Raw genomic sequence first — 12,967 nt, forward strand, 5'->3', positions numbered from 1 at the left:
TGCGGGCTTGCGGGGTTCCTATTTGGCCGAGAGCTTCCTGGCGGGGTGACCGGCCGTCGCCGGCGCGGCCGGCCGGCGGCGTGGGGCGGCCACGCGCTGGGCCGCGGTCCGCTTGACCGGAAACTGCAGCAGCTTCGACGCCGGATGCGCGTGGCCGTGACGCTCGGGCGGCGCGTCCGCGTGGCTGTCGGCGCCGTAGCGGCGCCGCACGAGATAGACGGGGCGTTGCTTCGACTCGTGGTAGATGCGGCCGAGGTATTCGCCGATCACGCCGATGCCGACCAGCTGGATGCCGCCCATGAACAGCAGGACGGAGATCAGCGACGCATAGCCGTGCACGGGGTTGCCGAACAGCAGCGTGCGCACGACGATGAACCCGCCGTACGCGAGCGCCAGCAGCGCGAACGCGAGGCCGACGTAGGTCCACACGCGCAGCGGCACGGTGCTGAAGCTCGTGATGCCTTCGAGCGCGAAGTTCCAGCGCCGCCAGCCGGAGAATTTCGAGCGGCCGCCGCTGCGCGGCGCGCGCGTGTATTCGAGGATCGCGGTGCGGTAGCCGACCCACGCGAACAGGCCCTTCATGAAGCGCCGCCGTTCCGGCAGCGCGCGCAGCGCGTCGATCACCTGCCGGTCCATCAGGCGGAAATCGCCGACGTTTTCCGGCATCTCGACTTCGGACAGCGCATTGTGCACGCGATAGTAGAGCGCGGCGGCCGCGCGCTGCATGAACGGATCGCACATCCGGTTGGTGCGCTTCGCGGCGACGACCTCGGCGCCGGCGCGCCAGTGCTCGATCATCGCGGGGATCAGCGCGGGCGGGTCCTGCAGGTCGGCGTCGAGCAGGATCGCCGCGGCGCCGGCCGCTTCGTCGAGGCCGGCGGTGAGCGCGGCTTCCTTGCCGAAGCGGCGGGTGAGGTCGACGATGCGCACGCGCGGGTCGCCGGCTGCGACGGCGATCAGCCGGTCGAGCGTGCGGTCGCGGCTGCCGTCGTTGACGCAGACGATCTCGAAGCGGACCGCTTCGACCGAATCGAGAATCGGCAGGGTGGCGGAGAAGAATGCGCCGATCGCTTCGTCTTCGTCATGAAACGGCACGACGAGCGATACCAGCGGTTTTCTGGCGTGCGTGGACATGCGTTCCCCCGAAAGATCGGTCGGCGCTGCAATGCATTGCGTGGCAGGCTTGCCGGCCATTGTACGCAGGAAACGGCGATTCGTAACATGGAAGCGCGGGTTTGTGCGGAGGCCGTTTCGGCGGTGAAGCCCTGTTTTACGGGCGGTCGCGGCGATGCTCGCGCTCGGCGCGCATGCGCGGTTCGAGGCGCACCCGGGCGTTCTTGGGGCGAAGGGAGAACCAGCCTTGCGGGGTCACCGGCCCCAGGATCGTCATGTCCCAGTGCTCGACCCAGTAAGCCAGCGAAACGGCCAGGTCCATCATGGCCATTCCGGTGCCGGGGCAGGCTCGCTCACCGACGCCGAATGGAAAATACGCACCCTGCGGCCAGGTCGGGGCTTCCAGGAAGCGCTCGGGCCGGAACGCATCGGGCTCGGGAAACCAGCGTGCGTCGCGATGCGTGATCCAGCTGGAAATCATCACGATATCGCCGCGCGCGAGCGGGGTTCCCGACACGGTCATGGAGCGCGACAGCTGGCGCGGCACCAGCGCATAAGCCGGCGGGTACAGGCGCAGGGTTTCCTGAATCACGGCGCGCAGCAACGGAGCCCGGTGCAGGTCCTGCAGTTGATTCACGCCGGACCAGTCGATCGCGGCGAGCTCCTTGCGTAGCGCGGCCAGCACCTCGGGATGCCGGGCCAGCAGCAATTGCGCCCAGGCCAGCGTTGCGCCGGTGGCCTGGTGCGAGGCCATCAGCAGCGTGGCGAGGTCGTCACGATGCATGACCAGCGGGCGTTGCGATTCCTTTGCGACCTGCTCGATCTGCGCACGCATCACGCGCAGGGCCCAGCGCTTGCGCGGGCACATCTTGCTCGGAAACCAGTGGCCGAGGGGAAGCCCCGTGCTGGATTCGAGCAAGGCGACGCGCGACAGGATGCGCACGGCCTTGGCAATGGTTTCCGCATTCGGACCAAGATCGATGTCGAACAATGCATGGCCGGCCAGCGTGACGCTGTAGGCGGCCATTTCCAGATCCAGATCGACCACCTGGCCCGGCGCGATACGCGCCGACCAGTGTCGGGCGATGCGCTGAATCTCCGGTACGGCCGGCGACTGGATATGCGGGCGCACCGTCTGGCGCTGACGACGCGCCGCTTCGCCTTCCTTCATCATGAAGCTGGACCCGTTCCACTGGCGCATGATGCACAGGCTGGGTTCCCAGCGCCGCAGGTCGGCGCGATGGGAGACCATCAGCTCACGGATCGCATCGGGATGAAACAGGCACCAGAGCCGCTTCACACCCATTCGCACGCTCGCGAGATCGGGCGAGGTCCGGTGCATGTCGGCCAGCCACTTCAACGGATCGCGCTGAATTTCCAGCCAGTGATTCAGGCCGGCATCCGGCAACTTCCAGGATTTGCGGCGCAAGGCCAGACGCTTGCGGACGGGGCAGGTCGTGACGGTCGAGGTGTCGGAGCTCATTCGACGGGTTCAGGAAGGCGTTCTCGGATTCGTCGGCCGCCTCTATGGGGCGGTGGGACGGGCGTCGTGAATTCTATTACAACAGGCTCGAACCGCATGTCGCGGGTGCGGCAGGCCCGGCGCTCATCCGGATCATTCGGCGCGCGCCACGCCCCGCAGGAACGCACGCACGGCGGGCGCCTTCTCGAAGCGCCGGCACGCGAGCGCGAGCTCGGACGTGATCGGCTTGCCCGCGAGCGGCCGGTAGACGACGCCCGGCAGCGACACGCAGCGGGCGAGCGCGTCCGGAATCACGGCGACCCAGCCGTTCACCGACACGCAGGCCAGCACCGCGAGCAGCCCGCCCGGGCGTGCGGCGATCATGGGCGCGAAGCGCCCGCGCCGCGCAACTTCCAGCGTGCCGAGCTCCTGCTCGGGCACCGCGAAGCGCGCGCCGGCCAGCGCGGCGGCCTTGATCGTCGCCATCTCGGCGAACGGCGAATCGGCCGGCACCGCCGCGACGAACACGTCGCGCTGCAGCGTGACGGTGCGGAGCTCGCCGGGCAGCGGCAGCGGCGGCCGCACGTAGGCGACGTCGAGCCGTCCCGCGTCGATCTGCTTCGCGACGTCGTCCATCGGCACCTCGCGCAGGTTGAGCTCGATGCGCGGATGCGCGGCGCGAAACGCGCCGACCGTGCGCTGCAGCGTGCCCGAATAGACCGCCGACGACACGTAGCCGACCTCGATTCGCCCCAGCTCGCCGCGCTCGGCCAGCGCCGCGAGCTCGCGGCCGCGCTGCAGGTGCTCGAGCGCGGCGCTCGCTTCGCCGAGGTAGGCCTCGCCCGCGGCGCTCAGCGCGACCGCGCGCCGCGACCGGTGAAACAGGCGCACGCCCAGCAGCCGTTCCGCTTCCTGGATCTGCCGCGTGAGCGCCGGCGGCGCCATGTCGAGTTCGTCGGCCGCGCGGGCGAAATGGAGATGGCGCGCGACGGCGAGGAACGCGCGGACGTGACGGAATTCGAGGCGGTCCATGATTGCGGAAATCGTCAATAAAACTGCGTGGGAATATCAATGACGGGCAATACGGGCCAAGCCTAGCATAGGGCTCGCCCTTTCTGTTCCGGAGCCCCCGATGTCCCAGTCCTCCCCGGCGCCGGCCGCGCCGCGCGCCGCCGTCCGCCTGCCCGCCGCCGCGACGCTCGCGGTCGCGTCCGCGACCTGTTCGCTGATCGTGCTCGACACCAACGTCGTCGCCGTGTCGCTGCCGAGCATCGCGCGCAGCTTCCACGCGAGCTTTGCCGACATCGAGTGGGTCGTGAGCGCATACATGACCGCGTTCGCCGCGTGCCTGCTGCCCGCCGGCGGGCTCGCGGACCGCTTCGGCCGCAAGCGGATGCTGGCCGCGGGCCTCGCGATCTTCTTCGTCGCGTCGCTCGGCTGCGGGCTCGCGCCGTCGGCCGGCTGGCTGATCGCCGCGCGCGCGGTCTAGGGCGGCGGCGCGGCGCTGTTGCTGACGGCGGCGCTCGCGGTGATCGCGAACCGCTTTCCGGAAGGGCGCGAGCGCGCGCGCGCGTGGGCGGTGTGGGGGATGTGCATGGGCGTCGCGACCGCGATCGCGCCGCTCGTCGGCGGCGCGATCACGCAGTGGATCGGCTGGCGCTGGGTGTTCCTGCTCAACCTGCCGGCATGCGCGCTGCTGGCCGTGGGCGCGCGCGTCGCGATCGACGAGTCGCGCGATCCGCACGCGAAGCGCGTCGACGCCGTCGGCAGCCTGCTGTTCGGCACGGCGCTCGCATGCGGGATCGCCGCGCTGATCGACGCGCCGTCGCACGGCTGGCTGTCGCCGGGCACGCTCGGCCGCTTCGCGCTCGGCGCCGCGCTGTTCGCGGGCTTCGTCGCCGCGGAGCGCTGGCAGGCGCGGCCGATGATCGACCTCGCGCTGTTCCGCGCGCCGCGCTTCGTCGGCGCGGTGCTGGCGATGTTCGGCTACGCGGCGTGCGCGCAGGTGATGATGACGTTCCTGCCGCTGTACCTGCAGAACGCGTTCGGCATGTCGGCGATCGACGCGGGGCTCGGCATGCTGCCGTTCGCGTTCGCGATGATCGTCGGGCCGTCGTTCGGCGCGGCGCTGGCGGCGCGCGTGTCGTCCGGCGGCGTGCTGGCCGGCGGGCTCGCGCTGATCGGCGCGGGCAACCTGCTGACCGCGGCGCTCACCGCGAGCGGCGACTATCGCCTCGTCGCGCTCGGGATGTTCGTGACGGGATGCGGCGCCGGCATCATGAACGGCGACACGCAGAAGGCGATCATGGCGTGCGTGCCGCCGCATCGCACCGGAATGGCGTCCGGCATCAGCACGACGACGCGCTTCTCCGCGATCGTGACGGCGGTTGGCGTGCTCGGCGCGGTGCTCGCCGCGCGCGCGCACGCGCAGCTCGACCGGCTGGTCGCGGCGACGCCCGGCCTGGGGCGCGTCGTCGATGCGCCGTTCATGTCGAGCCTGCTGGCCGGCGATCTGGCGCGCGCGCTCGAGCGCGTGCCGCCGCAGGCCGCGAAGGCGCTCGCGGCGGCCGCGCCCGCGGCGTTCGCGAGCGGGTTTGCCGATGCGCTGGTGTTGAGCGGCATGCTTGCGCTCGTCGGCGCGGTCGTCGTGATGAAGTTGCTTGCGCAACCGATGAAGCAGGGGTGATGCACGCGCGCTGCACATGCGTTGCCGACCCGATCGTCGCGATCAATGCGGTTTCGGCGCGCTGCGATGTGCGCGAGCGATGGTCGCCGGGCGTTGCTTCCCGCAGCGCGGCTCGTGTTTCCGCTCGTGATGCGGCGCGGTTTCCTCGCTCGGCGGCGCCTGCATTGCCGCCGCGCTGATCGCCGCGACGGCCGGCAGCGCCGCGTCGGCGTCGAGCCAGTCGCGCGTCGCCTGCGCGATCAGCGCGCGCAGCCAGCGCACGCCGTCGACGCATGGCCCGGCTTCGTCCCACGTCATCCGGTAGACGATGTCCGGCGGCTGGGCCGGCAGCGCGACGATCGCGAGCGGCAGCAGCTTCGCGTAATGCCGCGCGAGGCGAACCGTGGTCGTGAGGATCAGGTCCGAGCGGACGAGCGCATGCGCGGCGAGCTCGAAATGCGGCAGCGTGACCGCGATCCGGCGCTGCAGGCCGACGCGTTCGAGCTGCCGGTCGATCGCGCCGGACGCTTCGAGCCACGACGGCGTCGGGCACAGCTGCGGCGCGTGCGCGTAGTCGGCGGCCGTCATCGTCTCGCGCTTCGCGTGTCGGTGCGTGGCGCGCATCAGGCAGACGACGCGGTCGTCGAACAGGTCGTCCTGCCGGAATCGCGACGCACGGGCGGGGCGATTGTCGATCACGAGGTCGAGCTCGCCGTCGGCGAGCGCGCGCTCGGCGTCGAAGCCGTCGCCGAGCGGATGGAACACCAGCCTCGCGTGCGGCGCGTGCTCGCGGAACAGCGCGACGAGCTTCGGCACGAACAGCACGTTCAGGTAATCGGGGCAGCCGATCCGGTAGGTGCGCACCGACGTGCGCGCGTCGAAAATCGGCTGCTGGTTGCGGATGAAGTCGATCACACGCAGCGCGTTGCGCAGCGGCTCGACGAGCCGCGCGCCGAACTCGGTCGGCACCATCCCGTAGCGGCTGCGCACCAGCAGCGGATCGCCGAGCAGCGTGCGCAAGCGCTTGAGCGCCGCGCTCGTCGCCGGCTGGGACAGGTTCAGGCGCACCGCCGCACGCGAGACCGTGCGCTCGGTCAGCAGCACGAGCAGGAGCCGCATCAGCCGCGCGTCGAGCGCCTCGAGCACGCCGGCGGCAGCGGCGTGCGGCCGGTTCGCGTCTAGGTCGTCCTGCATCGCGGGCGGCCGAAACGTGACGCAAGGCGGCGCGCGAGGCCGGCGCGGCGAGTGGCTTCGGGTGGCACGCCGAGGTCTCCTTCCATGTGGGGCGCGAGCGCATGCGGCGCGTGCGCGCGGTTCGGGCCCGGATGCCGCGGAGCTTGTTTGCCGGATTCGTCCGCGAGTATGGGCAACCCGCGCAGCAATGGGAAATTAAATATTCGGGTGAATGGCATTTGGAATATGAATGGAGCCGGATCGGCTCCCGAGCGTGACGCCCATCACCCATGTGGCACGGGAGTTGCGCGTTCTGGTGTGCGGTTTTCTACAACACGGGAGGTGTCATGCAACATGATTCATTTCGTATCGTGTGGCGCGCGCTCGTCGTCGGCCTCGTCGCGGTCGGCTTCGCGGCAGGCGCGGGATGTTCGAAGCGCGGCGAAAACGCAACGGATTCGAATGCGACCTCGTCGAGCAGCATGGCGCCTGCCCCGGCCACGCCTCCGGGCGGCGGCACGCCGGGCAGCGCAGCGGCGGGCGGCGGCATGAGTGGCGGCGCGACTGCGCCGGGAGGCGCCACGTCCGCACCGGGAGGCGCGATGTCCGCGCCGGGAGGCGCAGCGTCCTCACCAGGGGCGAGCGGCGGCTAGTGATGATTCGCCGGGACCAGGGGAGAATGCAACGCCCGGCGCGGTCCGCGGTTGGGATGTCGCGCGTGAGAGCACGCGACGGCGGCCGCGCCGGCCTTGCATCCGGCACAACGAACGGGCGCATTGCATCAGCGCCCGCGCATCCGGGGGCATGACACGCAAAAACTTCAAAGGATTGCAGATATTGACCGCCGTCGCGCGCCGCAGAGCGCCTTGAAGCGACGGCGGCTTTTTTGTCTGCCCAACGCAGGGTCGCAGGGCCGCGATCGGTTCAGCGCATCAGCGCGAGCCGGTTGTAGAGCGTCTTGAGGCTGATGCCGAGCGCTTTCGCGGTGAGCGGCTTGTTGCCGCCGAAATGCGTGAGTGACGCGACGATGAAGCGCTGCTGCGCATGCGCGAGCGTCGCGCCGAGCGGCAGCGTGATCGCGCTGTCGTGCACCTCGTCGCACGCCGGCGCACGGCGCGGCGGATGGATGTCGATCTGCTCGTCGGCGAGGATGAACGCGCGCTCGATCGTATTGCGCAGCTCGCGCACGTTGCCCGGCCACGAGTAGCTGCGCAGTGTGCGCAACGCCTGGCCGGACAGCCGCTTGCGCGTGTGATGGCGTGCGTTCAGGCCTTCGACCAGATCCTGCGCGATGGCCGCGACGTCGTCCTCGCGCTCGCGCAGCGCGGGCACGCCCAGCGCGAACACCGCGATGCGATAGAACAGGTCCTCGCGCAGCCGGCCGTCGCGAATCGCTGCGGCCGGATCGTGATGGGTCGCCGCGACGACGCGCACGTCGAGCGGAATCGCATCGATGCCGCCGACGCGCGTGATCGTGCCGGATTCGAGCGCGCGCAACAGCTTGATCTGCAGTTCGCACGGCATTTCGGCGATCTCGTCGAGAAACAGCGTGCCGCCGCGCGCGGCTTCGAAAAAGCCGACATGCTGCGAGGCCGCGCCCGTGAAGCTGCCTTTCTCATGTCCGAACAATTGCGACTCGGCGATATCGGGCGGAATCGCGCTGCAATTGACCGGCACGAACGGCGACCGCCGGCGCGAGCTCAGATCGTGCACGAGCCGCGCGGCAATCTCCTTGCCGACGCCGCTTTCGCCGACGATCAGCACGCTGGCGCGCGTGGCCGCCACTTTCTCGATCTTGTTCAGCAACGCGCGTATCGGACGCGAATCGCCGAACAGTTGCTGGTTCTCTTTGCCGCGATTCGACATCGATGGCTCGCTGGACTGAAAGGGTCGCACGACAAATGCGCTGCGATGAAATCGGAAGAATTGCGTACGGAATCGCTTTTCGCTTTCAGTAGCGTAGCGAATTCAACTGCGGGGGGAATTGAATCTTGCAATGCGCCCGTAGCGACCGGATAGTAATTATCGATAACGGCTGACAGCGTAGCGTCGTTTCCTATACTGAAAGCGTTGACGGGAGGAAAGTCTTCTTCTCGAGCCGATCGCCGCGGGTGCGGCGGCCGGCTGTCCCATCGGCCGCAGCGCCGGCCGGTCCAGAACCGCCTCGCATTGCGAAGCGTGACAGTTGCAGCGTGCGACGCAGCGTGTGCAACGGAGAATCGATGCCCTACATCCTGATCGTCGAAGACGACGCCGACACGCGCGCGATGCTTGCGGCGCAGGCGCACATGCAGCATCTGACGTGCGACACGGCAGCCACGCTCGAGGAAGCGCGCGCGCTGATGTCCGCGCACACGCCGGACCTCGTGCTGTGCGATCTCGTGCTGCCCGACGGCAACGGCATGAAGCTGTTCGACGAACTGCCGAAAGACTCGCACTGCGAAATGGTGCTGACGACCGGCCACGCGAGTCTCGAGACCGCGATCGACGCGCTGCGGCGCGGCGCGACCGACTATCTGGTGAAGCCGATCAACATGCAGCGCCTGAACAGCATCTTCGCGCACGTGCCGCGCAGCGGCGTGCTGCATGCCGAGATCGACGAGCTGCGTTCGGAGCTGAAGCGGCTCGGCCGGTTCGGGCGGATGCTCGGCAGTTCGCCGCCGATGCAGGCGATGTACGACGCGATCGGCCGCGTCGCCGGCACCGAGGCGTCCGTGTTGCTGACGGGCGAATCCGGCACCGGCAAGGAACTCGTCGCGCAGACGATCCACGACCTGAGCCTGCGGCGGCGCGACCCGTTCCTCGCGATCAACTGCGGCGCGATTGCCGCGAACCTCGTCGAGAGCGAGATGTTCGGCCACGACCGCGGCAGCTTCACCGGCGCCGATCGCCAGCACAAGGGTTTCTTCGAGCGGGCCGACAACGGCACGCTGTTCCTCGACGAGATCACCGAAATGCCGGTCGAGTCGCAGGTCAAGCTGCTGCGCGTGCTGGAAACGGGCCGGCTGACGCGGCTCGGCTCCACGCACGAGATCGACGTCGACGTGCGCATCATCGCGGCCACCAACCGCGATCCGGACGAGGCGATGGCGCTCGGCAAGCTGCGCGCGGATCTCTATCACCGGATCAACGTGTTTCCGATCGCGCTGCCGCCGCTGCGCGAGCGCGGCGACGACATCCCGATGCTCGCGGAAGCGTTCCTGCGCGAGCTGGACAAAGGGAGCGGCCGCAACGTGCGCTTCGCGCCGGCCGCGCTCGCCGCGCTGAGGGGCTATGACTGGCCCGGCAACGTGCGCGAGCTGCGCAACTTCGTGCAGCGCGCGAGCATCTTCACCGACGGCGACGTGATCGACACGCTGCCGCCGCCGATCATGGAGGAAGCATCGGTCGCCGGCGAACCGCGCGACGACCGCGTCACGGTGCCGTTCGGCACGACGCTCGAGGAAGTCGACAGGCGCGTCATCCTCGGCACGCTCGCGCAGTGCGGCGGCGTGAAGGCGCAGGCCGCCGAGGTGCTCGACATCAGCCTGAAGACGATCTACAACCGGCTCGCGCGGCTTGAAGACGCGGGCGACGACGCGGCCGGCGACGCGGCAGGCGAGCCGGATACGTGATGCGGCGGCGTGCGCGCTCCCATCCGTGCCGCTCGCATCGCTACGCGCGCCGCCGGGAGAAGCCGCGATGATCCGCATCGAACGCGGCCGGCTCAAGCATTGCGCGACGGCGATCGTGATGGTTGCGGTCGCAACTGTGTTGCAGGCGATCGCGGTCCGGTTCGGCGGCGTCAACATGCCATTGCTGCTGTACTACCCGATGCTCGCGGGCACCGCCTGGATGACGTCGTTCGGCGCCGGGCTGCTCGCGACCGCGATCAGCACCGCGCTCGCGTGGATGCTGTTCCTGTCCGATCCCGCCGCCTACACGGGCTCGCTGGCCGAGCGGCTGGTCCGGCTCGGCACCTTCATGCTGGTCGGCGCGCTCGCCTGCGCGATCGCGTCGGCGCTGCGGCGCATGACCGATGCGCAGCGGTACCGCGAGTCGGCCGAGCGGGGGCATGACGAAACCGTGCTGGCGTCGCTTCCGCAAGGGGTGATCGCAACCGATCCGGGCGGGCGGGTCACGTTCATCAACGCGACGGCCGCCGAGCTGGCCGGGTGCCGGCCGGACGATGCGCTCGGGCGGCGCGCGCAGGACGTGCTGCGCGTGTGCGACGCGCAGGGCCGGCGCGTACTGGCGACGCCGCTCGAGCGCGTGCTCGACGGCGCCGCCGGCGCGATGTGCGACCGGCACTGGCTGGCCGGCGGCGTCGATCTGGTGCCGATCGTCGAGATCGCGGCGCCGATGCGCGACGCGGACGGCAACGTCGACGGCGCGGTGATGCTGCTGCGCGACGCGCGCATGGAGCGGATCCGCGCCGACGCGAGCCGGACCTTGCGCGCCGTCGTCGATGCGTCGCCGGATGCGCTCGTCGGCGTCGATGCGGCGCGCCGCATCGTCAGCTGGAATCCCGCCGCGCAGCGGATGTTCGGCTACGACGCGCACGAGGCGCTCGGGCGCGACGTCGCGATCCTGGTGGCGGCGCGCTGGTGGCGCCGTCATCCGCTGGCCGACGGATCGCGCCGCAGGCGCGACGACCTCGTTCCGACCGATTGCCTGTGCGTGCGCCGCGACGGCTCGCGGTTTCGCGCGACGGTCCGTGCCAGCCCGGCGCGAGGCGGGGCGCGGGATGACGCGTGCGAGCGCGTCACGCTGTCGCTGACGCTGCGCGCGGCGGACGAGCAGCGGCGGCGCGACCGGCGCACCCAGCGTTCGCTGCGCGGCGCGCGCGACGCGCGGCTGCAGGCCGACACGTCGAACCGGCTCAAGGACGAATTGCTCGCGACCGTGTCGCACGAGCTGCGCACGCCGCTCAACGTGATCTACGGCTGGGTCGAGGTGCTGCGCCATTCCAGCGACCAGGCGCTGCAGCAGCAGGCGATCGACGCGATCGATCGCAGCGCGCGGTCGCTGACGCGGATGGTCGGCGACATTCTCGACGCGTCGTCGCTCGCGACCGGCAAGCTGCGAATCGATGCGATGCCGGTCGATCTCGTGCGCATCGTCACCGAAGTCGCGGGCGGGTTTCGCTCGGCCGCGGCGGCGGACGGCGTCGTGCTCGATACGAACTGCGCGCTCGACGCATGCGTGGTGTCGGGCGACGGCGATCGGCTGCGGCAGATGCTGTCGAACCTGCTGTCGAATGCGCTGAAGTTCACGCCGCGCGGCGGGCGCGTGACGGTCAGCCTCGCGCGCAAGGACGGCCACGCCGAACTGACCGTCGCGGACACGGGGCAGGGCATCGCGCCGGAATTCGTGCCGCACGTGTTCGACGCGTTTCGCCGCGCGGACGATTCGCCGGCGTCGTCGCGCCGCGGCCTCGGCCTCGGGCTGTCGATCGTCCGCCATATCGCCGAGCTGCACGGCGGCACGGTGGCGGTGGACAGCGCGGGGCGCCATCGCGGCGCCACGTTCACGGTGACGCTGCCCACCGGGTGGCAGCCGGTCGGCCCGATGGCGTGGGCGGTCGAGCCCGCCGGCAACGGCGAGACGACGATGCTCGATGCGCAGCGCGTGCTGCTCGTCGACGATGACGCGACGACCCGCGTGAGCCTGGCCGCCGCGCTGAGGACGCTCGGCGCGGCGGTCGACGTCGCGTCGTCCGGCCGCGAGGCGTTCGCGAAGGCGGCCGGGATGCGGCCGACCGTCGTGCTGTCCGATCTCGCGATGCCGGACGGCGACGGCTACTGGCTGCTCGACGCGCTGCGCCGCGACGTCGCGCGCGGGCTGGCCGGCGTGCGGGTGCTGGCGGTCACCGCGCATGTCGGGCAGGCGGACGAGCGCCGCGTGCTCGCCGCCGGCTTCGACGGCTATCTGCGCAAGCCGGTCGACATCCGGCAGCTCGCGCGGGCGATCGCCCGCGCGACCGGCCGCCGCCGCGCGTGAGCCGGGCACTGAAAAATTTACAACGCGGCGCGTGACCCGCGCCGTGGCACCGCGCATCCAGACGCGGCACGCATCTTGCGTCCTCGTGACGTGGCCGGCACGACGCCGGCACGAAGCATGGAGGTCACGATGGACGCGACACAGTGGCGAGCCCGGTCCGGCCGGCCGGCGCGCCGCGCGGGGAAACGGCATTGTGCGGCGGCCGTCGTCCTGACGGCGATCGTTGGCGGCGCCGCGCCGCTCGGGATGGCGGCGGGCGACGACAGCTTTACGGCGTTGCTGGCGGCCGCCGGCACGGAGTTCCGCGACACGGCCATCACGGCCAAGGCCAAGGCGGCGCTCGCCGGCAAGGAAGACCTGTCGTCCGGCGACATCCACGTCACGACGCAGCGCGGCGACGTCGTGCTGACCGGCAGCGTGCCGGACACGAGCCAGCGCGCAACCGCCGTCAACATCGTGAGGCAGCTCGACGGCGTGAGGGACGTGCGCGACCAGCTCGCGGTCCGCGCGAAATGACGGCGACCGCCGGCACGACACAGCCGCAGGCGCGCCGCGCGGTCCCGTTTTCCCTT

The 12,967-nt window shown here is 70.5% G+C and carries 8 protein-coding genes and 1 pseudogene; 4 read left to right on the top strand and 5 right to left on the bottom strand.

The features are described from left to right. Nucleotides 1-18 precede the first annotated feature (18 nt). The 3 genes from HWX31_RS23845 to HWX31_RS23855 all read right to left on the bottom strand — a co-directional run bounded on the left by HWX31_RS23845 (nt 19) and on the right by HWX31_RS23855 (nt 3,607). Nucleotides 19-1,134 carry a glycosyltransferase family 2 protein gene (locus tag HWX31_RS23845; RefSeq protein ID WP_174965252.1) on the bottom strand — a complete coding sequence of 372 codons (1,116 nt, stop codon included), beginning with the start codon at nt 1,132-1,134 and terminating at the stop codon, nt 19-21. A gap of 136 nt (nt 1,135-1,270) precedes the next feature. After that, on the bottom strand, nt 1,271-2,596 hold the full coding sequence (locus HWX31_RS23850) for a cytochrome P450 (protein WP_174965253.1): 1,326 nt from the start codon (nt 2,594-2,596) through the stop codon (nt 1,271-1,273). Between the two features lie 132 nt (nt 2,597-2,728). Next, nucleotides 2,729-3,607 (bottom strand): LysR family transcriptional regulator, encoded by an 879-nt coding sequence (locus HWX31_RS23855; protein ID WP_174965254.1) that lies wholly within the window; start codon nt 3,605-3,607, stop codon nt 2,729-2,731. Nucleotides 3,608-3,707: 100 nt separating this feature from the next. Here HWX31_RS23855 and HWX31_RS23860 point away from each other — a divergent pair. Beyond that, nucleotides 3,708-5,261, top strand: a pseudogene (locus HWX31_RS23860) (MFS transporter). Nucleotides 5,262-5,303: 42 nt separating this feature from the next. Here HWX31_RS23860 and HWX31_RS23865 read toward each other — a convergent pair. Both HWX31_RS23865 and HWX31_RS23870 read right to left on the bottom strand, forming a co-directional pair. After that, nucleotides 5,304-6,434, bottom strand: a complete 1,131-nt coding sequence (locus tag HWX31_RS23865; RefSeq protein WP_174965255.1) for a LysR family transcriptional regulator — start codon at nt 6,432-6,434, stop codon at nt 5,304-5,306. Between the two features lie 903 nt (nt 6,435-7,337). Further along, nucleotides 7,338-8,279: a sigma-54 interaction domain-containing protein gene (locus HWX31_RS23870; protein WP_059658409.1), complete on the bottom strand. Its 942-nt coding sequence runs from the start codon at nt 8,277-8,279 to the stop codon at nt 7,338-7,340. Between the two features lie 356 nt (nt 8,280-8,635). On the opposite strand from HWX31_RS23870, the gene HWX31_RS23875 reads away from it, so the two are divergent. The 3 genes from HWX31_RS23875 (at nt 8,636) to HWX31_RS23885 (ending at nt 12,911) form a co-directional block, all read left to right on the top strand. Next, a complete protein-coding gene (locus HWX31_RS23875) occupies nt 8,636-10,027 on the top strand; it encodes a sigma-54-dependent transcriptional regulator (RefSeq protein WP_174965256.1) in 1,392 nt (463 codons plus the stop codon). A 67-nt stretch (nt 10,028-10,094) separates the two neighbouring features. After that, nucleotides 10,095-12,395: a hybrid sensor histidine kinase/response regulator gene (locus tag HWX31_RS23880; RefSeq protein ID WP_174965257.1), complete on the top strand. Its 2,301-nt coding sequence runs from the start codon at nt 10,095-10,097 to the stop codon at nt 12,393-12,395. 129 nt (nt 12,396-12,524) lie between these two features. Next, nucleotides 12,525-12,911, top strand: a complete 387-nt coding sequence (locus HWX31_RS23885; protein WP_244143819.1) for a BON domain-containing protein — start codon at nt 12,525-12,527, stop codon at nt 12,909-12,911. The last annotated feature ends 56 nt before the right edge of the window (nt 12,912-12,967 follow it).

It is taken from the genome of Burkholderia ubonensis (assembly GCF_902833085.1).
GTDB lineage: Bacteria > Pseudomonadota > Gammaproteobacteria > Burkholderiales > Burkholderiaceae > Burkholderia > Burkholderia ubonensis.